At 42.7% G+C, this 24,499-nt stretch carries 17 protein-coding genes; 6 read left to right on the forward strand and 11 right to left on the reverse strand.

The genetic code is table 11. The annotated features are described in order from the left end of the window. Nucleotides 1–208: 208 nt before the first annotated feature. Nucleotides 209–709: an acyl-CoA thioesterase gene (locus tag HWQ23_RS03520; protein ID WP_292823619.1), complete on the reverse strand. Its 501-nt coding sequence runs from the start codon at nucleotides 707–709 to the stop codon at nucleotides 209–211. 267 nt (nucleotides 710–976) lie between these two features. Here HWQ23_RS03520 and HWQ23_RS03525 point away from each other — a divergent pair, with 267 nt between their 5' ends. Continuing rightward, nucleotides 977–1,147, forward strand: coding sequence for a hypothetical protein (locus HWQ23_RS03525; RefSeq protein ID WP_292823622.1), 171 nt, complete (start codon nucleotides 977–979; stop codon nucleotides 1,145–1,147). Nucleotides 1,148–1,260: 113 nt separating this feature from the next. Here the strand turns inward: HWQ23_RS03525 and HWQ23_RS03530 are convergent, their stop codons facing one another. From HWQ23_RS03530 to HWQ23_RS03555, 6 genes are all read right to left on the reverse strand, one after another. Next, nucleotides 1,261–1,605 carry a DUF1815 family protein gene (locus HWQ23_RS03530; RefSeq protein WP_292823625.1) on the reverse strand — a complete coding sequence of 115 codons (345 nt, stop codon included), beginning with the start codon at nucleotides 1,603–1,605 and terminating at the stop codon, nucleotides 1,261–1,263. Between the two features lie 1,180 nt (nucleotides 1,606–2,785). Beyond that, the gene (locus tag HWQ23_RS03535) at nucleotides 2,786–8,242 is read right to left on the reverse strand and encodes a hybrid sensor histidine kinase/response regulator (protein ID WP_292823628.1); all 5,457 of its coding nucleotides are present in this window, start codon (nucleotides 8,240–8,242) and stop codon (nucleotides 2,786–2,788) included. A 387-nt stretch (nucleotides 8,243–8,629) separates the two neighbouring features. After that, nucleotides 8,630–11,566 (reverse strand): methyl-accepting chemotaxis protein, encoded by a 2,937-nt coding sequence (locus tag HWQ23_RS03540; RefSeq protein WP_292823631.1) that lies wholly within the window; start codon nucleotides 11,564–11,566, stop codon nucleotides 8,630–8,632. Nucleotides 11,567–11,580: 14 nt separating this feature from the next. Next, nucleotides 11,581–12,114 (reverse strand): chemotaxis protein CheW, encoded by a 534-nt coding sequence (locus tag HWQ23_RS03545; RefSeq protein WP_292823634.1) that lies wholly within the window; start codon nucleotides 12,112–12,114, stop codon nucleotides 11,581–11,583. 13 nt (nucleotides 12,115–12,127) lie between these two features. Beyond that, entirely contained in the window at nucleotides 12,128–12,493 is a 366-nt protein-coding gene (locus HWQ23_RS03550; protein ID WP_069073698.1) for a response regulator transcription factor, read from the reverse strand. A 235-nt stretch (nucleotides 12,494–12,728) separates the two neighbouring features. Further along, entirely contained in the window at nucleotides 12,729–13,907 is a 1,179-nt protein-coding gene (locus tag HWQ23_RS03555; RefSeq protein ID WP_292823637.1) for a response regulator, read from the reverse strand. Between the two features lie 409 nt (nucleotides 13,908–14,316). Here HWQ23_RS03555 and hmpF point away from each other — a divergent pair, with 409 nt between their 5' ends. Continuing rightward, complete coding sequence (gene hmpF / locus HWQ23_RS03560; protein ID WP_292823640.1) at nucleotides 14,317–16,080, forward strand: pilus motility taxis protein HmpF; 1,764 nt, start codon at nucleotides 14,317–14,319, stop codon at nucleotides 16,078–16,080. A gap of 294 nt (nucleotides 16,081–16,374) precedes the next feature. Here hmpF and HWQ23_RS03565 read toward each other — a convergent pair whose 3' ends face one another. Continuing rightward, nucleotides 16,375–17,313, reverse strand: coding sequence for an AAA family ATPase (locus HWQ23_RS03565; protein WP_292823643.1), 939 nt, complete (start codon nucleotides 17,311–17,313; stop codon nucleotides 16,375–16,377). Nucleotides 17,314–17,768: 455 nt separating this feature from the next. Here HWQ23_RS03565 and HWQ23_RS03570 point away from each other — a divergent pair, with 455 nt between their 5' ends. Further along, complete coding sequence (locus tag HWQ23_RS03570; protein WP_292823646.1) at nucleotides 17,769–18,035, forward strand: hypothetical protein; 267 nt, start codon at nucleotides 17,769–17,771, stop codon at nucleotides 18,033–18,035. Between the two features lie 3 nt (nucleotides 18,036–18,038). Here HWQ23_RS03570 and HWQ23_RS03575 read toward each other — a convergent pair whose 3' ends face one another. The 3 genes from HWQ23_RS03575 to tilS are packed head-to-tail and all read right to left on the reverse strand — an operon-like array spanning nucleotide 18,039 to nucleotide 19,770. Continuing rightward, nucleotides 18,039–18,440, reverse strand: coding sequence for a helix-turn-helix domain-containing protein (locus tag HWQ23_RS03575; protein WP_292823649.1), 402 nt, complete (start codon nucleotides 18,438–18,440; stop codon nucleotides 18,039–18,041). Next, on the reverse strand, nucleotides 18,424–18,723 hold the full coding sequence (locus HWQ23_RS03580) for a type II toxin-antitoxin system HigB family toxin (protein WP_292823652.1): 300 nt from the start codon (nucleotides 18,721–18,723) through the stop codon (nucleotides 18,424–18,426). Before HWQ23_RS03580 ends, HWQ23_RS03575 begins: the two co-directional genes overlap by 17 nt. A 30-nt stretch (nucleotides 18,724–18,753) precedes the next feature. Next, on the reverse strand, nucleotides 18,754–19,770 hold the full coding sequence (gene tilS / locus HWQ23_RS03585) for a tRNA lysidine(34) synthetase TilS (protein ID WP_292823655.1): 1,017 nt from the start codon (nucleotides 19,768–19,770) through the stop codon (nucleotides 18,754–18,756). A 210-nt stretch (nucleotides 19,771–19,980) separates the two neighbouring features. Here tilS and HWQ23_RS03590 point away from each other — a divergent pair, with 210 nt between their 5' ends. The 3 genes from HWQ23_RS03590 to HWQ23_RS33350 are packed head-to-tail and all read left to right on the forward strand — an operon-like array spanning nucleotide 19,981 to nucleotide 24,247. After that, nucleotides 19,981–20,307, forward strand: coding sequence for a hypothetical protein (locus HWQ23_RS03590; RefSeq protein WP_292823658.1), 327 nt, complete (start codon nucleotides 19,981–19,983; stop codon nucleotides 20,305–20,307). Then, nucleotides 20,308–23,880, forward strand: a complete 3,573-nt coding sequence (locus HWQ23_RS03595; protein WP_365740490.1) for a tetratricopeptide repeat protein — start codon at nucleotides 20,308–20,310, stop codon at nucleotides 23,878–23,880. After that, the gene (locus HWQ23_RS33350) at nucleotides 23,813–24,247 is read left to right on the forward strand and encodes a tetratricopeptide repeat protein (protein WP_365740492.1); all 435 of its coding nucleotides are present in this window, start codon (nucleotides 23,813–23,815) and stop codon (nucleotides 24,245–24,247) included. Before HWQ23_RS03595 ends, HWQ23_RS33350 begins: the two co-directional genes overlap by 68 nt. Nucleotides 24,248–24,499: the final 252 nt, after the last annotated feature.

Here is a 24,499-nt window from a genome sequence, read left to right on the forward strand (position 1 = left end):
TTGGATGGTTTACCCACTGCTGTTACTATATTGCACCCAACTGAGAACCGCTATAGGAATCCGGTTTGATTTATAAAAAAAATTAGGTATTGTAGGGTGTGTTAACGCCGAGAGTACGGCACCAAATCCTTATAAATGGTGTCGTACTCTCGCAGCTACATACCTAAAGAGTCTTTTGGCGCAATCAAATAGGAACCCTCTTTCTTGGTTAATTATTATTGAATGCTGAAATCTTGGCTAATGCATCTTTAACACTCGCCGGTAACTGACGCATAATCTTGCCTCTTTCGCGATCTAAAGCTACTAAAGTCACCTTGGCAGTGACATATAATTGTTGTCCATCAGTTGAGACAATGGCATAATCCCAATTGATTCGCACACCAGTCACCTCAGCCATGCGGCTTTTTACCACCACTGCCATACCCAATTGAATTGAACGGTGATAGCGCACCGACAGTTCTACAACTGGTAAATCACAACCTATAGCGACTAAATCAGCAAATTCAATCCCTATAGATCGCAAGCATTCAATGCGTGCTTCTTCCATCCAAGCTATATACGAACCGTGCCAGACATTACCGGCATAGTCAGTGTGGTGGGGTTGCACTCTGACAGGATATTCAAACCAATTCCCAAATTCATGACTTAATGGATTGTCAAGGGCGCTGGTTGGTGGTAGTTTTGGTTGGCTGGGTTTTTCTTCTGACATCTTCAATTTTCTCAGCACCTATAAATTCTCCAAATCATTCAATAGCAGGGACGAAAACGCAGCGCTGAATATTTTAGCGGCATGTTTAAGTACGGTAGGGCACACCAAGATTAAGCGCTTGGGGAGAGAAAACCTCTAGAAAAAATCTGGCAACAGCTTTAGCTACTCCAGAATCACTGTACCCCAAATGGATGATTATATAATTGTGCTTAGGTGTTGATTGTTCCCACCTCTGCCAGAAGATGACTTTTTCTTTTCTTGTGGCTGATGTATAAATTTGAAGATTTGGTAATCGCGATCGCTGCTGGAAAAATTCTAGACTTAATTAACGAAAATTACCCAACCTCTGATTTTGGTGTTAAAACAGACCAAAAGCTAAAGGCTCAAAATCCGGCTTGTGAGGTTTTGGCAGATACAAAAAAATGTGCGATGGGCTAGGCACGAGCCAATCACTTAATGGTAATGGAAAATAGCTAAGGGCGATCGCGCCACTTTGCCACCATTACCAATTACCAATAATCATTTTTAATTTGCCATCGACCTTTGGAACCTTAATACTTCTTGGCAAGAGTTTTAGAGGCTGTATCAGTTTGCATAGATTGCTTGACAAGATTAGCCAGTTCGTCTAATTGGCTAATTGCCTCCGCACCTTCTAGCTTCATTAATTCGCGGTCATCCCGCATTTCCGTCCAAGTAATCCCGTAATCGGACACTAAAAACCGAATCAGGTGGTTATCACCCAAGCTAACCATAAACGATGCACTATTCATTTGGTCGCCACAGGTGTAGCAAGAAGCAAGATACCCGCGCCCCTCTAGTACAATCGCCAAGGCTTTCAGGTTCATTACCAAGTCTTGAACGAATTGTCGATGTTGATGTGCTAGTCTCAGAAACACTTTTGTCCTCCAGACACCACAGTTGAGTCTCTTTTATATTTTCTTTAGATTTTCTCATCCACTGTATTGTAGACTATTCATTACAATTACCAGAGAGATGATATTGAGTCATGTAATTGACTACCTTGTTTAGGGTAGTGGATCAGGCTTTTGAGCGCCGTATCAAACTATTCAGTTTGCAAATTCAAAATCTCGGACAGAATTGCTAAATTTAACTATATCTTTATACACTTCTGTCAGGGTAGATTCTTAGAGGAAGCGATCCGCTTTAAGAGTAACTTAAATCTACCACTAGTCAACTACAGAAAAGCTACATATTACGTTTTTATAGGCGGTGTGTAGCCAAATTAACTGCTATTAGAGATCATAACGTAGTTTTGCATCGTTATAGTGGCTTTTGCTTAGATGTTTGATCTGTTCTCTTTCTAACGGATTTCCTACAAATAAATTACTACTACTTGTGGGGTAGCCCGAAAAGCCCACATTGGTCTAGGGGCAGGCTTTTTGGGCTATTCCACAATCAGTAGTTGAGTATTTTTTTATTTTTCAGCCCTAACGTAACGTGAGCTCGACAAGCCTTATTTGACCTCTCAAGAGCAGCCCCTCTCCCAATACGGTTAGGATAAGGTTTTTTGATCACACGCCGCTAATCGCAAAGACGCGATAAATCGCCGTCTTTACAATAATCAGTCCAATGCAAGAGACGGCGATTTATCGCGTCTCTTGCCTTAACCGAACCGTATTGGCCCCTCTCCGACGCAAAGAGGGGAGCAAAAAGCTGAATTTTTCGTTGCTCCTTCCTTTGGGCTTGCCTAACGGCAGGCTGACGCCAACGGAGAGGGAGAGGTTCATCGAACTCACGTTAACGTAGGTTTTGGTATAGACAAATGATTAGATATACCAAATTCGTTGCTCCTCTATATATAAAGATATAAATTTGAGCACATGAGAGTACAAATTTGAGATTCAGTACTAAAAGTAGGTTAATTAAAGTCCTTTATACAAACTTTATGTAATTTAGGACTTACGCACACTCTACGAATTCTCAGCGCTCTTTTCTAACGAGACGCTTTGCGTACAAAGAGCGTCCGACAAGCTACACGTAGTGTCTCCTTGGCGCAGCCTCTCGTAGAGAAGAGTTGGCGTCTTGGCGGTTCGATTCTTAGTTTGGTTTTAGTTACTAAATATTACTCGTAGTGGTAAGAAGTTTTTCCCCTTTCAACATCCGCGCCGCAGCTTCAAGTAGAGCTTCTTCGAGATAGGGCTTGGTAAAGTAGCCACTAGCACCGAGTTGAGCTGCAATTTGTCTGTGCTTGTCTGCACCCCGCGAGGTGAGCATAGCGATCGGTAGGTGGTTGAGGTTTGGGTCTTTCTGAATGCGAGATAGTAACTCCAGACCATCGCAACGGGGCATTTCAATATCGCAAAATACGATGTCGCAAGGCAGACCGGAGCGGAGTTTATCCCAAGCTTCCTGGCCGTCACGCGCCTGTTCTACGCGATAACCTGCTTTGTTAAACGTCAGGGATAGCAATTCTCGAACTGTAATTGAGTCATCCACTATCAGCACTGTCGGGTCAATCTTCGCAACAGAGGTGTCTGGGGGAGTAGCTTTTTGTTGCCAAGAACTGCCACCAATTTGTGTAGAAATCCGTCCCTGGAAGATGTCAATTATTTCCAGCACGTCAGCAATAGGCATAATGCGACCATCACCCAGAACTGTAGCACCAGCTACACCAATGGGTTTAGGTGCTGGGCCTTCAAATTGCTTAATTACAATTTCTTGTTCGCTCAACACCAGGTCAATCTGTAGAGCAATCATAGTATTTGCCGATCGCACCACAACCACAGAAACCATATCATCATCTCTGGTGCCGCCATAGACATTGCCGCGACTGATTTGGCGATTGAAGGTTAAAAGTTCCTTCAGGGGTCGGAATGGCAGCACCGTATCGCGCCAGGCAATAAATGATTGCCCATTGGCATCATGCTGAATATTTTTGACTGGTATATCCAGCGTATCTTCTACACCGTCCATCGGGAAAGCAATTCTAGATCGATCAGAGACGCAGCAAAGAGCTTTACAAATACTCAGAGTCAGTGGCAGACGAATTGTGAAGATGGTTCCCTTACCGAGCGTCGAATCGGTGGTGACTGTCCCCCGAATTTCGCTAATTTCGGAGCGCACTACGTCCATACCCACACCACGGCCAGAAATTTCATCTGCTTGGTCTTTGATCGTAAAACCAGACTGGAACAGCAAATCGTAGACTTCTAGGCGAGACATGGTTTTTGCCTGCGCTTGTGTAATCATGCCAATCTTCACCGCCTTAGCCTTAACCTTTGCTGAATCGATGCCTGCGCCATCATCGCCTACGGAAAGGATAGTTTGGTTGCCTTGGTAGAAGGCACGGATAGTAATGATTCCCACGGGTGGTTTACCAGCAGCTTGCCTCTCTTCTGGCGTTTCAATACCGTGAGCGATCGCATTATTCAGCATATGAGTTAACGGATCGGTCAGATGATCCAAAATCATCTTGTCAATTAAGGTATCGCCACCTTCGATCACCAACTCTATTTGTTTGCCACACTTGATGGCATTGTCACGCACTCCTCGCCGCCAGCGATCGATAGTTTGAGCAAAAGGCACCATTCGCGCTCTTGTTAGTCCCTCTTGTAACTGGGTGGTTACTTGGCGGAATTGTCTTGCTACTCGCTCGGTTTCTTCGGTAACAAAATCAATGTCACTAGACGATTCCCGGATGCGGACAATCCGCTCAATCATCTGCTGGGACAGTGTATGGAAAGGAGTAAAGCGATCCATTTCTAGCTCACTAAAACCCCTATCGGCATTGAAGTCAGAGGTTGGCAAACCAGTGTCTTTCTTTTTGCGTCCGGCTAACAGAGAAGCTTCCAGTAGCGATCGCTCATACAACTCCTGCATCCTTGCACCCACATCCGAGAGTTGTTGTACCTGAATCAGCAAGTTATCTAGTGACTGCCGCAGCCGTTCATTATCTTGCTCTAAGGTATTGCGATTTACCACCATCTCCCCAACTAAATTACTCATATCGTCCAGTTGCTTAACTGGAACCTTCATCGTTTCTTCAAATCTCGCAGCCCGACGAGTAGAAGGACGTATAATTTTACTGATGTTAGATTTTACTACTGGGGAATGAGATATTGTTTGATCTGCTTCTGCCAGCAAGTTCTCCAAGTCACCAAATTCATCTGTGCCTGGTGATGGGAGGGTATTTTTAGCCAAGATTGGTTGAGTGTTGAAGGGCTGGCGTTGGCGTAGCCCGTCGTAGACATCGCTAGATATAGCAGCTGCCTCGTCGTTATCTGTACCTAGCAATTCTTCCAGGGCAGCAAAATCTACTTCTGGTATCTCCTTAGCTTTGGGGATGGGTGCTACTTCCTCTCCTAGTAATGCTGCCAAGTCTGCAAATTCATCTTCTGGAGCAACTACTTCAATGCTTTCTGTGCTTGCCAATTCTACAGTCGGGGCAATAATAGCATTTTCTGCCTCTGATCTTGGTGCAGGTTCAGATGTCTCTCCTAGATCCCACAAATCGGTTTCTACATCTTCCTGAATAACCGTTTCAAACAGCAGTTGCGAATTCTCATCGGTGTTTTCATCGAAAGAACCGAACAAATCATCTGGCTGTACTTGGGGTGATACTAAATCTGAAGTTTCCCCAAAATTGATATCTAAAGAAGTTTCTCTAGCCGGGAGTTCATCCACAGGATTATCTGTGGTTTCCATCTGAATGTAGGTGGAGTCATCTGTAGCTACATCTTCAAACAGCAGTTGCGGATTTTCATCGAAAGAACCGAACAAATCATCTGGCTGTACTTGGGGTGATACTAAATCTGAAGTTTCCCCAAAATTGATATCTAAAGAAGTTTCTCTAGCCGGGAGTTCATCCACAGGATTATCTGTGGTTTCCATCTGAATGTAGGTGGAGTCATCTGTAGCTACATCTTCAAACAGCAGTTGCGGATTTTCATCGAAAGAGGCGAATGGATCAAGTTCCAGATCAATAGCAGATATCTCTGGGGGCTGATTAGTAAATTCTGGAACAAAATCTAAAGCTTCTGGTTGTTGCGATCGCCCGACAATTTCTGACTCTGGATGCGGCACGAACAACGGCGTTTCAGTCGTGGAAACATCGTTGATTGCAGGGGAAATAGTTGAGTTACTCGGTGTGAACTCATCAAATAAATCATCTTCAGAATCTGATGAGAATACCAAATCTAGCTGCTCTTGGCGCTGGAAATTGATATCAAAATCTTCTTCTATGTCAAAACTGGCTATAGGATTCGGTATGGGCTGCTGACTATCGGCAAAAATGTCATCAGCCGTAGCAAACAAACTCTCCTGTAACGCCCTTTCCACATTCTGCTCAATTAAGGAATCGAATTCGTCCTGTTCCTCTGTGGTTTCCTCGCTCCAGAAGTTGCTCAGATCATTTTCTGCTTCAGAAAGCTCTGGCGCTGTTGCTGGAGATGTATCAAATAAATCACCAATTTCTGCTTCAGTTGTAGGCAGTAGTGTCTGTTCTTCCATTTCAGCAAACAGACTGTCCAAAGACAAGTCTGTTTGCTGGGAGAATTCTATGTAGTCACTAGGGGTAATTTCTTCTACCCAATTTGCATTTCTAGTTTCTAAGAATAAGTTATCAAAACTGTTTTGTTGGTTGGTAGATAGTTCCGCACTGGCGATCGCCTCAGTTTCTGGTTGAGTCACTTCGCCTGTAGGCAATAGTTCTATATCATCATCTAGTGCCAGTGTCAATAAATCTTCAACTATATCGTTTTTGTTGACACTATTTTGGACAATCTCCCCAGGAGATTGGTTTGTATCACTAGTAATATCAATAAATTCTTGTAAATTTTCCAAAGAAGAATCTAAATTTATACCAAGTTCGTTAATATCACTCAACTCTAGAGTTGTAGCAGATGTTTGTTGATTTTCCGGTTCTGAATTCTCTTTTTCTAGGAAGTTGTCGCCAAATAACAGGGATAAATCTTCTGTCGCGGCTGTGGTTGTTGGCTGCTGCTTGTTGCTTATGCCTTCATCAAAGGAGAGTAAATCGAATAAATCGCTTTGAACATCCTCAGCATCAGTACTGCTGAAATCAATTCCAAAGTCATCGATCGCAACAATATTTAAGGTTTCTTCTTGATGCCAAGTTTCATCTAGTTCGGGAGTCCCACCTTCAAATAAATCAGCAAGCGTATTTAACTCAGCTATTCCTACCTCTGGCCCACTGGGATCAATATTGCTGCTGATTGGATGTGCTTCATCATGTGCGGTGAAAGCAAGACTAGTGTGAGTTGCAGCGTTTAGTAGTGTCCCTTGGAGAAGATAAGGGCGTTCGCTAATATCCTCATCTAGATTAAGTTCTTCAGTCGCCTGGGCTAGGTTAGTTATGACTAACGGCTCGGTGTTACCAGATACAATTGGCTCCGAGACAGTTGATAATTCTGTCAAAGCCGCAAACTGTTCATCAAACAAATCAGTGGTAATTTCTAATAACTCAATTTCTGCAAAGCTCAAAAGTGCTTCTAGTTGCTGACTAATTGCAATTTCGGCTTCCCTACCTTGCAGGACTAATTCTTGAGCTTGCTTGATTTCGGTAATGATAATTTTAGCTAAAGTCAGATAAGTATTTTCAGGATTGCCGATCGCACTGGCTGCTGCTTGACACAAACCACACCACTTGGACAAATTCCAAGCCTCACCAAGTTTGACTAACTGGTAACAGCATTGCTGAAGGTTTTGCCGAGTTGAGGGTGTTGTGGTTTGCTTAAACAGTTTCAACATTTCCCGCAGTGTTTGCAGCACTTGGGCTTGAAACTCGCTCCTGTTATTATTTTCTTTGGCGGTGACTGGCGATAGCGCAGCGTTAGCGAGTCCGCGAGCGTCTCGCCCAGCTAACCCGTGTCCGCGTTCGTCTGACTGCGCCAACGTCTTTGACGATAGCGCAGCCTCAACTCTTGGAGAGGCTTTGCCAACGAGTCCACCAGCGTCTGGCACCTCTTGGGGTGCTACAGAGAAGGATCTTTGTGGAGATTGCTGATGGATGCCTTCTGCCAAACCGGGAATATCTCGCCGCAGGAAAAGTTCTGTAAGTGTGGAGACATTATCTACAGAGGTTGTGTGTAGTTCTGTTGCGTCAGGACTGCTGGCTACTCCACTGTTCGCTTGTTGTACAAGTAGTTCCAAATGCTCATACAGCCATTGAAAGACCGGCTCAGTTTCTGACATCAAAGTATTAGCCGCATCTTCAGAAAGACCAAATGGGCCGCTCAACTGTTCTAATAGCGCTTTTAGAGTATCAGATACACCGAGAAATAAAGATTCTAACTTTTCGTCAATCTTAACCGGATTATCTTTGAGAATTTTGAAACAATCTTCCAGACGGTGGGAGGTATGCTGGATGCTAGTCAATCCAAGCATCGCTGCTCCTCCTTTGATGGAGTGAGCCGCCCGGAAGACTTCACTGATCATTTCCGGGTCGTTCAAGGTACTCTCTAGATTCAGCAACCCCTGCTCAATGGTATTCAGGTGATCCCTGGCTTCTTCGATAAAGTAACCCAAAATCCGCTGTTGTTGTTCCGGCAGCATAGCAAAAGTTATGAGTTATGAGTTATGAGTTATGAGTTATGAGTTATGAGCTATGAGTTATGATTTTTATTTCTAACCCCTAACTCCTAACTTTTTTCCAAGTTATCAGTTGTGAGATGTGAGTTGTGATTTTTATTTCTAACTCCTCACTCCTAACTTCTAACTTATTTCCAAGCTATGAGTTGTGAGATGTGAGTTGTGATTTTTATTCCTAACTCCTAACTCCTAACTCCTAACTTATTTCCAAGCTATGAGTTGTGAGATGTGAGTTGTGATTTTTATTCCTAACTCCTAACTCCTAACTCCTAACTTATTTCCAAGCTATGAGTTGTGAGATGTGAGTTGTGATTTTTATTCCTAACTCCTAACTCCTAACTCCTAACTTTTTTACCTAGTTTCCATAGTTTCCACTCGGAAACGTTCAACGGAGGCGATCAAGTCACGGGATACACCTACTAAGTGTTGTAGGGCACCTGAAACTCGCTGTGCTTCCTGGGAAGTTTCTTGTGCAGTTAGTTCTACTGATTGCATTACATGAGCGACAGCGCGGGAGGTTTCAGTCTGTTCCACAGTGTCGGTGGTAATCGAGCGCACAAGAATATCGATGCGATTCGCTACTTGAATAATGTTTTCGAGCGATCGCTTGGCTTCTTCTGCCAATTTTGTACCTTTAATTACTTGTTGTGTGCCTTCTTCCATCGCGGTCATTACAGAGCCTGTTTCGCTTTGGATTTGCATCACAATTTGTTCAATTTCCTTGAGGGATTTAGCAGATTTGTCTGCTAACTGGCGCACTTCATCTGCGACGATCGCAAACCCGCGTCCAGCGTCTCCCGCCCTTGCCGCCTCAATACTAGCATTGAGTGCCAGCAAATTAGTTCTCGAAGCAATCTGGGAAATCAACGCCACAATTTTAGAAATTTCTTGGGAAGATTCCGCCAACCGCTTCACTTTTCGGGTGGTTTCGGCAACGGTTTCTCGAATTTCTAAAATCCCCGCCACAGTATTTTCTACTGCTTCTCCACCTTTGAGAGCGATCGCACTAGCATCGCGGGCGACGGTTTCAGCTTCCCGCGCCGCCTCTGCTACCCGTTGAATCGAGTCAGTCATTACCTGTACAGAATTCAGCGTCACTGCCAACTCTTCTGCTTGACGCAAAGCATCACCAGATAAGGCTCTAGCAAAAGTTTCAGAGTTGGTTGCACCTTTTGTTACATCCTTGGCTGCCACTTTCACCTGTTGCACAATATCCCGGAGGTTTTGAATTGTCAGGTTAAAAGCATCAGCTACGGCTCCCAGTACGTCGGCTGTCACTTCAGCTTGGACTGTTAAATCTCCTCTAGCAGCTCCTTCCACATCATCCAACAGACGAATCACCTGGCGTTGGAGGTTTTCTTTGGCTTCCTCTTGTTCATCGGCCTTCCGTTGAACTTCACTTGTGGTTGTGAAAATTACCCGCGCCATTTCATTAAAGCCAGTGGCTAAATGCCCCAATTCATCTTCGGAATACACTGTGGCTTGAGCATTCAGATTTCCTTGACGTACAGCTTCAAATTGAGCTTGGAGATCATCAGTTGTGCGCCGAATTTGTTTAAGCGCCAGATTCCCCATGAAGCCTGCGGTAGCAAAACCGGCAATCCCAGCTGCTAGTGACATTGCCCAACCTGTGTTGCGTACTGATTCTCGTTGTTGGGCTGGCGAAAAGGTGGTGGCGACAAAGCTAACCGTGGCTACAACCAGCGCCGAGACAATGCCTACACTTCCAGCAATTAACCATTGTTTCCTTTCTATGGAGGCATTCTCTAATGGTGCTAACCAGCCTTGCTCGACGTTAACGTTGGGTTCTAGTTTCGAGACATCTGTTTGGCTAAAGACTGGAACTGATTCATGCGAACCAGTCATCGTGAATAGTTCCTCTTCGCGATCGGCTGCATTACTTAAAAAAGCGTCCGCGCTTTGAGGGCGTCCACTGCCACTGGTTTCTGATGGATCAGAATGCCTTGCTAGATCAGCAAAGTTAGAATCTCCTTCCATCAGGTCAAACCCTGGAATGTTGCCTAAATCGTCAAATTCCTCAAAGTCATCTAAAAACTCGATATTGCTCTTAGAATTTTCTCCATTTAGTATATTGCTTGAGTCTTCATAAGAGTTTAACCCCTCTGAGCCAAAGGCAGACTCAAATGCTTCCATATCAAAATTTTCATCGTCGTCAAAGCTATTTTTATCGATAAGTTCACCTGATTTTAACTGTTTTTCTTCCAGAGGGAGATTGCTGCTAAAAGATGAAGAATCCTCAGATAAATCAGGCACAAAAGCCTTATTTGCCCCTAATTTGGTTGGTGGTTCCAACAAATTATCTGCTTCGGTTTCCGGCAAATCATGTTGACTGCCAGATTCCAAGTTATTTGTTGTTGCCGAACCATTTCTAAGTTCTTCTCCAAGAATCAGTATTTCCTCTCCAAAACTAGATTTTTTATATTCTAAATTCCCAACACTAGGCTCTGGAGACTTTGGTTCACTCAACAAATCAGGGAAATTATTCTCGCTATTGCCAGTTTGGGAATTAGAAGATGAAGATTTATTATTGTCAATAGCTGAATTTTCGTGAGCAGAATTTATCCCATTATCTGAGAAAGGACTATCTACTAATGATTCTTCGAGACTATTTTCTGAACCATCTTCCTGCCAGAAAGCAGGCAACTCTAATTCTGTTTTCTCCTCCCAGTTGCTATTTGATTGCTGCTGTGATTCTTCATTGAAGGCAAAAGGGTCGTCACCAGAAGCTGTAGAAGAATCTAATATTTTTACTGTTCCAATACTATCTTCTGTAGGGATGTCAAATGGACTTTTTGAAGATAGTTCTTCAACGGCATTTACAGTTTCTTGCTCCTCTCCAAAAAAATTCAAATCAAGGCTATTGCTGTCAAAATCCTTATTAGCGCCCAAATCTTCTAATTCTGGTTCGCTATATGCCAGTGCATCAGACGTCTCTGAGGAATTTATTTGCTCTTGACTTGGTGATGTATCAATCTCCCCAGCGAATGACTGTAAATATTGATTGATATTCTCAATTCCATTATTGGCAAAACCAATAATTTCTTGATCGTCAGTCAAACCTAATACCTGTTGATATTCTTCTTTTGCGACATCGTACTGCTGCATCATATAGAAGATGTGACCCCTTAACAAATGGGAGTTGGGGTCATTTGGTAGATTTTGCACCACTTGGTCAACTAAAGTGGCGGCAACCTCATAATTTCTTTGAACATAGGCGTTCATCGCCTGTTGATATGTTGGCTCGTGATTATCAATACTTGCTGCCATTTCCTCCTCCAATTTCATCCTGCCCACCGCGCACTCCGTAAAATTGCCATTTGATCGAGTAATCGTAGAGACTGATTATTTTTAGCACGTAATAACCATTCTCCACGTAAAAAGGGAGCCATAGTATCTGGAACATTAGTTGGTGGCATGAGATTCTGGATATCCAGCCAGTCCATACCACCGATTTCCTCTACTGCTAAACCCACTATTGTGTCTTGCTCTTCAATGGCAATCACCGGAATTTCAGCTCTATCCGTGTTTAATGCACTTGCTTCCCCAAGAAATTGACCCAAATCAGCTACCCAAATAACTCGACCTCGTAAATTTAGAGTACCCAAAAGTAAAGGAGAAACATTAGGAATTGGGGTGATTCTATCAGGACTTAGTTCAATTACCTCCCGGATGCCAGTTGCTTGTAGTGCAAACTCCTGATGCGAGGGAATGTAAAACCTCAAATGTAACTCACCTTCAGGACTTTCTACTTGTAATTCAGGACGGAAATGGTCTTGACCGCTGCCACTTAAAAAAAAGTCCGGTTTGCTGACCATATTGCTTTTATCCTTATCCTCGCAGCAGTTGTTTGACTGTTCCGACCAACTCGGTTGGTTGAAATGGTTTGGCTATATAGGCGTCTGCGCCTTGCTTCATGCCCCAATAGCGATCAAATTCTTCGCCTTTGGAAGAACACATAACTACAGGGACATTTTGGGTTTTTGGATCAGATTTTAACCGCCGACAAACTTCGTAGCCGTTCATCCGGGGCATAACAATATCCAATACCACTAAATCGGGAGGTGCTATTTGAATTGCCTCCAATGCTTCTAATCCGTCACTGGCATGGGTAACAGTTAAGCCAGTAGCTTTCAGGAGATCTGTAATCATCTCCCTTTGCGCGATACTATCTTCCACAATCAGAACTGTACTCATAAGTGTCTATCTACCTCCTGATGTAGACGTTCCTACTTGGAACATTCCCTGATTCCTCCGCAAGTATTAACTGTATAAATTAATTCTAGTTATTCACTATTTTCCTGGATATTGACTTTTCACTGAGTTGGCTGACTCTGTGATAACATTTTTTACCTGATCTTTTACTAGATCAACAAATCTTGGATCTGTTTATGTACCCTATACCCTATGCCTCATGCCCAATGCCCTATTTTCATTGGTTGTTGATATATCTCTCTACGAGCATAAGTAACTCAGTGTCTGTAAACGGTTTTGTTAAATAATCTGTAGCCCCGACCATCTTAGCTTTGACTCGATCAATAAATCCATCTTTACCAGTAAGCATGATAATCGGTATGAGCCGAAATGCTGTTGAATGTCGCAGCATGGCGCAAACCTCGTACCCCTCCAATTCCGGCATGGCAATGTCGCATAAAATTAAATCCGGTTTGAGTTGAAAAACCAGACTCAATGCCTCTAAGGGATGGGTGAGAGCGATCGCTTCATAACCTTGTGGTTGTAGGATGGAATTTATAGTTTCACCGATGGCGATCGCATCGTCAATACATACTATCCGCCCCTTTTGTTTTCCCTTCAATTCCCCGCTATGTGTCTGGGTCTCTGGTTGGGTTGTGACTGAATATACTAGTTGTAGCGAACCCTGTTGCACATATGGATATATTGCCTTGGCGACTGTCAAAATGTCTCGGTTGAGATAACGAGCCAGTTGACGCAAGGATGTTTTCCCATCAGCCCAATGTTGTAGCTTATTAACGGTTGCTTCTGGTAGCGAGGACTGTAGCTGAACTTTGTCAGATAGCACTGGCAATTGTTCTGGAGACTGAATGTGTGGATAGAGTTGCTTCCACTCTTGCACCTGTTTGGTAATTTTTGTAACAAAAGGAGCAATCTCGAAAGTATTTAATTGCGGGGCAAGTGCCGCACCGTGATCAAAGATAAAGTTACCTTGGTGTAAGCTCAACAGGTCAAAAAGAGTTTCATGCACCAAGCCGTGAATGATACTACCAGCTATCTTTGGGTTGATGATATTCCGCTCCAAGAGTGCCCAAAGATAGGCATACTCTGACGCGTCGATTGATGGTAGGGAGGCAATTTGTTTGTCGGTGAGTCGCATTTCAACTCTGTAATGACGTAAATAATCCTTAATTCTGGATAAATTAGTCTCGCCTTCTTGGCAATAGATAATTTGACCATTCAGGAAAAAGACGAACCAAGACTGTTGTTTAGGGTGATAAATGCTTGCTCCCTCTCCACCCAGTTTGTTGCTATGGTGAGAGCTAGTAGCTCTCACCCATAGTTGCCCAGTTCGCTGCCCCAACTCAATCAATTGCAGGATACTGCAAATATCAATTTCATTTAAATTTCCCTGCATTTATCTAAAAAGTACTCCTGGTAATGCCGTTAATATTATTTATTTATTGTCTCCCGCAATTTTTCCATTTTTCGAGTAGGTAGTTTAAGTATTGATTATGGAGTATTGGAAAAATTATTACCCTGTTGCTTGTTCTCATGCGAGAATACATTAAGCTATAAACCTTAATGTTTCGTAATACACTTCGACAAAGCTAGTGTTAACACGGAAGTCATCATCACTGTCATCAGTACAAAATATAAAGGCGTGATCTACTCGCTTTTATAAGTATCCAAGACGTAATATCTCGCGTCTATAGTTTTGTCTGTCTTGTTCTCCTAAACTTCGGTTCAGTGAGACAAGTTAACAGAATTATTTAAGGTATATCCCAAAACATGAACTTTAAGTGCATCAATAAAGGACTAACGGTGTGCTGTATTTAGCAGAAGTACAAAAACAGAAAGGTGGTTTACTCAGTGGCGGTGCTAAAACCGAACTGAAACTGCTAGCTGGTCAGCGAACTGACCAGAATTGGAGTCCTGTGTCGGAAGATGTGATTCCGGCTGAGGACGCAAGCAAATTAAATGATGGTGCTTTGGTACTGGTTGAACTGAATCCAAATCGTCAAGTGCAGCGCATTCAAGAAGCAGGGCGTCCACTAGTCAACATTTTGCAGAATTTTTCTCGCCAATTGGAGAAATTTAAGCTCAAGGAAGATGAGATTGATCAGTGGAAGCAGTCACTGACGTTTCAGGCGCAAGAGTTGAATCGCCGTGAAATGGACATGGAAGTACGATCAGAAGAGTTGCAAGAACTGGAGGAGCAGTCGCAACGTTTGGAGGAGCAAAAACAGGAAGTTGACACCTCGCGCCAGGAAATTGAACGGTTACAAGCTGAAGTTGAGCGCAACCGCCAGGAATTGGAAGGCGCTTGGGAGCATTTGCGAGGTGAGCAGCGTCGCCTAGACGAACGTCAAGCGGATTTTCAACAAGGGACGGTTTTAGATCAGGAGCAAAGTCGGGTAATGAGTGAGTTACTCGATCGCTTGTCTAGTCCTGTGGCTCCGGCGGAAACTGTCAGAGAACACCTGCATTTGGCTTTTGAATTAATCGAAAAACAGCAAGCTACTCTAACCCCACACTGGCAAAAACTGGAGGAGCAAAAAACTGCGATCGCTCAACAGCAAGCAGAAGTTGAGGGTTTGTCACAAAACTTTAGCGATCGCCAAAACGCATGGGAACAAGCACAAAATTCTTTAACCCAGCATACAGCCCAATTGCAGGTGAATACAGCAGACCTTACCAGCAAGCAAGAGTATGCTCGGATAATCAAAGAGCAGTTACGAAACACTGAAGAGTTATATCAACAGATTCAGTCTTTGGCTGCAACATCTGGTGATGTAGTTCTCCGTCAGCAAGTTGATGTGGAAGCTTTGGAGAAAAAGCCTTTAGAAGAACTACAAAAAATAGTGCAAGACTTGCAATATAAGGTGGAAATAGACGCTAGTTTTGTTCACGATCAAGAACAAGAACTGAAATATAAACAAGAAGCTATAGAAGAACTCCAAACTAAAATAAATCACGCATCTAACCATGACCACATGAATTTGGAAATGGAACTAACGGATGAACAAGACCTTTATCAGATGCTAAACTCCAGTTTGGTGGGACAACGCCGCAATATGTTACAGCATCAGGAGTTTCTCAAGCAACACCAAGCTGTACTGTTACGGCGGCAAGGATATACTGTTGCTGATGAAAAAGAAAGCAACAACAAAATTAATTTAGAACCGATTCTGTTACAAATTGAAACCCAGCGACAACAATATTCACAGGAAATCCAAAAGTTGGAACGTGAGATTGAGCAGATCCGTGCTGGTATTGAGCTAAATCAGGGAATGATTGACAATCAAACTCATGATTTGGATGGAAAACGCCAAGAACTCAAAGCGATCGAGGAAAACTTGCTATCCCTGCGAAGAACAACTGCTGAATGCTGTGGTCGAGTGAATCTTTATGAAGAAGCACTACAACCAATTCAGGATTCTCTGGATAGCTTACGGCAAAAGCTGCTCTTAATTGGAGAATCTTTGGATCAATTCCAGGAAACTGGTGATTCTCAAGTCCAAGCGATCGCACAGTTGCGCCATACTCTTGAAAGTTTAATGTCTCAACCAGAATTACTGGCGTCTTAACAAGTGCCCAGTAAAGTCTAATTTACTACTCACCGGGCGACTGGAAGTCGCGGCTACACAGACAAAACCCACCTCCGTGGGTTAAAAACTCTTGATGAGTGTGTTAGTCCACGGAGGTGGACTAAGCTTTGTGTAGTAGTGAATTCTATTGGCCCAATACTTTTCAAACATCCTCTAATTGTACCCGCCCAATTAATTGCTTTGCTTGCTGTGAGATCGCTTTCTCTGAGGCAATTGTCAACTGCATTAAATTGATGCCTTGGGTCTGGTATTAATTTTTAATTTATATCTGATTCAATAAATATTCCACTCATTCTCTAGCTGTTCAAGCTTATAATTTTTTATACTTAAGCTCTTACACTCACTTATAAATTGTGAAACTTGGGATTCTATTAGTGTTAAATTTCCTTCTCTAAGGTTATTTATATAAGAAGCCACACATGAAGTTGTTAATTGAGGCGAAATTTCATCAAGTAAAATATCATTTTTAATTTCTTTGCAAACTAGCTCAATGTCAGAAGGAGTTAGCTTTTTACTTTCCTTGCCTAATTCTTGATAATCTATTAAATTCAAAGTTTCGGTTGTAACTGAAAGATTATCGCAAATTTTTGATAGTGAAAGATAATGTTTGAATAGCTCAGTTGTTTCAGGTGCATTAGGTGGAAAAATAGGTATTTTCCAATCTAATCTACCCGAACGTTTTAAGGCATTATCAATGCCAATTAGATAGTTAGTTGCTGCAATAACGATTACATCATGTTCTGCAATATTATTTAATTCTATTAAGAGTTGATTAATGGTCGCTTTTTGATCTGTATGTGCGTGTAGTTCATGCCTACTAAAGCCAATACTATCTAATTCATCAATAAATACGACAGATGGCGCTTTCTTTTTAGCTTGAGCAAAAATAGCTCTCAAGTTTTTTTGGCTTTGTCCAATCCACATACTCTGAATATCACATGGAGACAGCTTAAAGAAGTATCTTCCAGATTCGTTAGCAAATGCATTTGCTAAAAGAGTCTTACCACATCCAGGTAAGCCAAAAAATAATATTCCATTAATACGACTATTAATTCCTTTTAACTGTAGTTTTAAGAGCTTATTAAGCTTACTCTTCTCTTCATTTAAACCCTTGACATATTGGAAGTCATAAATTATTGGTTCTTCTGAAGTAAAAGATTTTGTAGTTTTAGACTCTACTGGTCTTCTTTGAAAGGATGGATAGCTTATCAAATCAAATGATACAGGAATTAGTTGATGATTTTTATAATCGGGAGCAATAATATAAAATTGAATTGATTTATCATATTTTTCTATTAATTTTTCTTCTAAAATTTCTTGCGTTTTTTTTAGTTGATAGTAATTACGGGCAATTTCAAATCCAGGAAGTACCAGCCAGACATACTTCGCTTGACTAGGCCATCCATCTATTTTTATTGATATATCTTGTATTAAATCAAGAAAAACGTTCTCTCCGTATGCCTTACCTCTTAATGTTTCTACCTCAACTATTGTATTATTCTCAATATAAACATCTGGTCTTCTCTTAACTTTTGATTTCCCCTCTGTTTCATTATTATCAGGATTAACTGTTGCTTCACAGCGAATTTGGGTTAAAAGACGTTATTAAAATAACAAGTATATTCGGATAACGCTGATTCTACATCGCTACTACCACTGAGATAATCATGGACACTATTAGTTTCTGTAACAACTGGGGCGATATCCGCTTTTATTCTGGATTTGACAAAGTTGAAGTGGCGATCGCTCTTGTGGAGCCAGAGGTGGATTCTTGGATTGGGGGAATTCGCAGCCTAAGAGCAGAGGGCGAACTATTTCAAACAGATCCAGTCGCCTTTTACTTGAGCGATCGCACCACCAGGAAATGGATCAGTTTGCGATCACACTTCAGCCCTAACTTATTTTTTTGTGCTAAAGCCCAACTACGAACTTAGTTATTATTCCATAAATAAACTAGATTCTAGATGAAAAAACTCTCCCAGCTTACGCGCTTGTTCTGTATTTATCTTCTCTTGTCCATTTAAAATATTATCAACCAAATCTTCTGTCCCTAAAACCGCTACTAAATCATCTTTACTTCTCTCAGATTCTTCTAAAATAAATAACAACATGGATACAGGATTATTCTGCTGGCTTGGCTGATAATATTCTTGTTCAAACTTTTCAATTAAAATAATTAATAAGTGATAAAGTTCGTCTTCTTCTGGGGTGCGTTCCTGGTGCATTAAATCTTCTACTATCCCTAAAGCTTGCTCATTCTCAGCTTCACTTTTTATCAGCTTGGGAAGATAAGCTGTTAATAATTCCTTGTATTTCTCTGGATTAAAAGTAAGGGTCATCTTTCCAGTTCTCCTTATCGTATTCCGCATGGGTGAGGATATACTTAATATAAATTAATTGCCCTTGATAATCTATACTAACAATCAAGCGATATTTATTTCCTTTAATATTGAAAACTGTAAAATTACCAACAGCTTCAGCTTTAAGAAAAACCTGCTGTACTTCAACTAAATTTGACCATTTCGCTTTAGTGGCAACTTTATACCAATTGTTTAATGCTTCCTGACAATCTGCATGGGTTTCTGCATATTTTCTTAATATTCTAAAACTAATAATGTGCATCGTCCCTGATCACAAAAAGACTTTAAATAACTATTTTAAACAGATCCAATCACCTTCTACTTGAGCGATCGCACCACCAGGAAATGGATCAGTTTGCGATCGGTTGGGGGCTATAATTAGAGCCGTTAATTTCTCAATGTGTTCAAAACTGGGGGCATCAGTCAGTATTTGCTGTAATACCTGACGCATCACCCGACGTTGCAACGCCAATGGTGCTTTCTGCAATACCCGACGATTTAACCTCAAGGGAAGAACAGGAGTAAAGGAATCTTCTTCATGCCCCATGCCCAATGCCCCATGCCCAATGCCCAATGCCCCATCCCGCAACTGCTGGGCAGCTTTTTCTAAATATTCCACTTCCGCTTGGAGAAGTTCTGCTGTTTGGGCTAAGGCTGATTCTACTTGGGGGTTGAAATTTTCCCGCAAATATGGTATAAGCTCTTGGCGAATGCGGTTGCGGGCATATTGCAAATCTTGATTGGTGGAATCTTCCCAAATTGGTAATTTCAACTCTTGACAAAATTGCTCTGTTTGGGTTCGCGTAATTTCTAAAAGTGGACGCACTAGCATAATCCCTGTAGTTAGAGGGCGTTGCCAAGTTAGGGCTTGTAAGCCATCAGCACCAGTACCGCGAATTAAATTGTAGAGGAGAGTTTCGGCGCGATCGCTTGCGGTGTGTCCTGTAACTATATATTGATAATTATTTGCTTTGGCGATCGCACTTAAAGCTTGATAGCGCCAATCGCGTGCAGCAGCTTCACTATTTACCGGAGCGATCGCTGTTTCTAAATAAAAGGATATATCCCAAGTTTTAGCTAAGTTTTCAACGTGATGAGCATTAGCTTCCGAGTCAGAACGCCAGCGATGATCACAGTGAGCAATACCTAAATACCATCCCCATTTTGATTGTAAATCTAAAAGTAATTTTATTAAACACAGAGAATCCTGTCCGCCAGAGACAGCAATTAATAGCCGGTGGTTGCGCTCAAATAAGTGGCGCGATCGGATGGTGCGATGTATTTTTGCATGTAGGGGAGTCCACACCATATTTGGAACTTCTCATACTAATTCGTAATTCGTAATTTTTGAAAGTCAGATTCAATTTGGGCTTCCAGGTTTGAGTTTGTTGCCTTATTTTAGGCAATTCTTGCAACACAAAGTAAATAATTTTGCAATTCTCTCTGTTTCTGTGCGTGAACCTTATCCCCAATTCAACGCATAATATACAGAATCTTGTATAAATTCATAGGTGATTTAATGGCAGGAATTCAAGTCGGTATTGAGGGTGAAGGCGCACCAGCAGCAGCCGAGGCTTTGCTAGAAATTCCTGGAGTATCGGGAAGCTATGAAATTCCGACGCAAAGAGAGGGAACTTTGGCGGCGATCGCTACTATTATTGGCATTGTGGGTGGTGCTGTGGCTTTAGCTGAACAAATTCGCAAATGGTATCAAGAATGGCATAAATCCCATCCAGGAAAGCAATTTGATGTGGTAATTCTTGACCCTGAGACTGGAAATAGGATTTTACTCGAAGAAGCTACTATAGAGGAAATCACGGAAATCCTCAAATCTATCAGCAAATAAGTGCAAACTATCCGCATTCAACTTCGGGAAAGTACGCAGGAAACAGTTGAACTCAGGTATTGGCTACCTCAAAAAAATCACTATGAATCACGTCGCCTGAAATTAGCAGAAATCGCTGATTTACTCAACCAAGGCGAACGAGATTACTATAAACTGCTGCCCAATTTACCAGGAATCGGGCAGCAGTTATTTTTTTGGTTGGATGGGGATGGACGGTGGTTGAGTCGTGGAATTGCTAACTGTCGCGGTGAGGGGTTGGTAATTGCTATTGATACTGATCAAAAACTGGCACATCTACCTTGGGAAGTGCTGCATGATGGTGAGGATTTTTTGGTAAAGCGCGTTAATCCAGTGGTTTTGCCTCTGCGCTGGATTGAGAAAGAAACAGAACCGTTTTCTGTGGAAGCACGACAATTGCGAGTATTGTTTATGGCAACCGACCCGGAAGATGTGCAACCAAAGTTAGACTTTGAACAGGAAGAAGCGAGAATTCTGGCAGATACGCGAGATTTTGCTGTTGATTTGCGGGTGGAAGAAAGCGGTTGCGTTAGCGAGTTGGGTAAGGTGTGGAGTCGCTATTTTAATGACTTTGATGTGTTTCACCTCACAGGACACGCCTCAATTACTCCTCCTGAAGCGGAAAAGAACCCCACCCCTAACCCCTCCCCGCAAGCAAGGAGGGGAGAAGATTTAGAGGCGAATACGCCTTACTTTATTACTGAGACGGATATTGGGGAACGCCACGAAACCACAGCCGCAGAACTTGCGGAAGTCTTCCGGTTTCGCTTTCCTAAGTTGGTGTTTTTATCTGGGTGTCGGACTGGACAAGCACCAGATAAAGGGGCTGTCCCTTCAATGGCTGAGGCACTGATTGCACAAGGGGCTAGGGCGGTTTTAAGTTGGGGGCGGCCTGTGGAAGATCGGACAGCCACAGCCGCCGCCGCGCACCTCTACGGCAAATTGGCTGCCGGATATCAATTAGCTGAAGCACTCGCTAGCACTTACAAGCAGTTGTTTAAACAGAATGTACGTGACTGGCATTTGTTGCGGTTATATGTTCAGGGAGAATGTCCCGGTGCGTTGGTGGAAGTGTTGGGAGATGTGCCACCCTCTGCGCCGGAACCTGCTTATGAACAGTTTTTAGATCCCGATACCAAACAGGTGCGGGTGGCGAAACCCTTTGAGTTTGTTGGGAGACGGCGGACTTTGCAACGTTGTCTCAAAGCGATTCGCACTTCATTAGGGGTACTCATTCACGGACTGGGGGGTGTGGGTAAGAGTACTGTGACGGCGCGACTTCTGGAAAGGATGGTTGGCTATCACAGGCTGGTGAACTTTCGGCAACTGGATGAGGACAAACTGCTCAAAACCCTTGCTGAACAATGTACCTCGGAACGGGGGCATGATATTCTCAATGGCAAGTTACCCTTGATGCAGCGCCTCACCAAGTTTTTCACTGAAGGACTGAATACCAAAGAACAGCGTTTCGTGTTTGTGCTGGATGACTTTGAGGCTAATTTGGATTTACGAAATGGGATTTATGTCTTGCAACCACAAGTTGTGGATGTACTGCTGGCGTTGCTGAAGGCGATTCAAAATTCCCAACTTCCCCACAAGGTAATTATTACCTGTCGCTACGATTTCACATTGTCGGAACTGAATCATCGTCTGTACCGCGAACCTCTGGGTGCTCTGGGTGGGGCAGATTTAATTAAAAAGTATAATCGTCTAGATTCGTTTAATGGCAGTTGGCAATTTCAGCCAGATTTGCCCGAACGTGCCAAAACAGCAGCAGATGGAAATCCTCGGCTGTTGGAATGGTTAGATAAGATTTTGCAAAATTCACAGAACCCCACCCCGCCTACGGCACCCCTCCCCGCAAGCGAGGAGGGGTATATGAGGGGAGTTGAGATGATTCTGCAAAAGATGGCAGATAAGGAAAAGGAATTTCGTGAGGATATTTTGGCTGAGGAATTGCTGAAGCAGCAAACTCCAGCTTTGCGTCAAATGCTGGGGAAGTTGTTGGTGTATGAGTTACCTGTTCCTCTAGCTGCGATTTCTCCGATTTGTGAGGATATCTCAAGTTGGGAAAGTCATATTCAACGCGCTGAAATTTTGGGTTTGTTGGAAGTTACCCTCACCAACAACACAGAGAGGTTGTATCGTGTTCCCCGGATTTTGTCACCGTTGCTAGAGTTTCCAGAAAACCCCAAGGGTGAAGAGTTGTATAAACAAGCTGCACAAATTTTGTATCGCCTGTGGTGGGAGGCGAAAACTGCTACAGAAGCACAAAGTTTAGAAATTCATCGCTTGGCTTTGTTGGGGAAGGATGAAGGAATTGCGGGGAAAATAGCTAGTTCATTGGCGATATACTTGCGGAATCAAAGTCGATTTCGAGAAGCAGTACATTTGTGCAAATCAACTTTAGAAATTACTAAAAACCATAGTGTTCTCAGAGAAATTGCTTATTGTGAACACCAAATAGGTGAGGTTGATCGAGCATTAAACTATTACGAACAAGCTTTAAATCTTTGTCCCGCAGAAGACGAACGAGAATTAGCATTAATTTATAATCATTTTGGGATACTCAAAGCCAGCAAAGGGGAAGTGGAGCAAGCGATCACACTCTACAATCAGTCTTTGGAAATAACTGAACGCATTGGAGATGTCCAAGGTAAAGCCGTAACTTTGCACCAACTGGGAATGATCTACGCCAACAAAGGGGAAGTGGAGCAAGCGATCACACTCTACAACCAGTCGTTGGAAATATTTGAACGCATTGGTTATGTCCAAGGTAAAGCCGTAGCTTTGCACCAACTGGGAATGATCTACGCCAACAAAGGGGAAGTGGAGCAAGCGATCACACTCTACAACCAGTCGTTGGAAATATTTGAACGCATTGGTTATGTCCAAGGTAAAGCCGTAGCTTTGCACCAACTGGGAATGATCTACGCCAACAAAGGGGAAGTGGAGCAAGCGATCGCACTCTACAATCAGTCTTTGGAAATATTTGAATGCATTGGTCATGTCCAAACTAAAGCGAGGATGTTGCACAATCTAGCAAGTATCTACGCTGACAAAGGGGAGGTGGATGAAGCGATCCGACTTTTTAATGAGTCTTTGGAAATAACTGAACGCATTGGTAATGTTCAGGGCAAAGCGGAGACGTTGCACGAACTGGGAAGAATCTACGCCAACAAAGGGGAAGTGGATGAAGCGATCGCACTCTATAATCAGTCTTTGGAAATCAAAGAAGGCATTGGTAATGTTCAGGGCAAAGCGGCGACGTTGCACTGTCTGGGAATGATCTACGCCGACAAAGAGGAAGTGGATAAAGCGATCGCACTTTTCAATCAGTCTTTGGCAATAAATGAACGTATTGGTAATGTCCAAACCAAAGCAGCGACGTTGAACAATCTGGCAGTTATGTACGCCAATACAGGGAAAATCGATGAAGCGATCGCACTTTTCAATCAGTCTTTGGAAATAACTGAACGCATTGGGGATGTCCAAACCAAAGCGGCGACGTTGCAATGTCTGGAATATCTACACCGACAAAGGGGAAGTGGATAAAGCGATCGCACTCTACAATCAGTCTTTGGAAATAAATGAACGCATTGGTGATGTCCAAGGCAAAGCGGCGACGTTGCACGAACTGGCAGGTATCTACGCCAACAAAGGGGAAGTGGATGAAGCGATCACACTCTACAATCAGTCTTTGGAAATAACTCAACGCATTCGTGATGTCCAAACTCAAGCAAATACTCTGAGGTGGTTAGGACATTTGGCAGAACAGCAGGGTGAATACACTAAAGCGATATCCTATTTGCAACCAGCTTTAGAGATTTTCCAGCGATTGAAGTCACCACACGCTGAAAGAGTGAGTGCAAGTCTTGATAGGGTAATTCGTAATGGGCTACGCCCCGCTACGCTAACGTAATTCGTAATTACTGAAAGATTTTTATGTCACGCAGAGGCGCAAAGGCGCAAAGAAGAAGGTAAGAGGGTAATTTAAGTAAATGAAAACTGCTGTAATAAGGCTTTGATACTCGTGAGCGAGTCTTTGATACTCGTGGATGAGTCTTTTATATTCGTGAATGAGTCTTTGATACTCGCGCATGAGTCTTTTATACTCGTGAATGAGTCTTTGATACTCGCGCATGAGTCTTTTATACTCGTGAATGAGTCTTTG

It is taken from the genome of Nostoc sp. JL33, assembly GCF_017114985.1.
In the GTDB taxonomy this organism is placed as follows: Bacteria; Cyanobacteriota; Cyanobacteriia; order Cyanobacteriales; family Nostocaceae; genus Nostoc.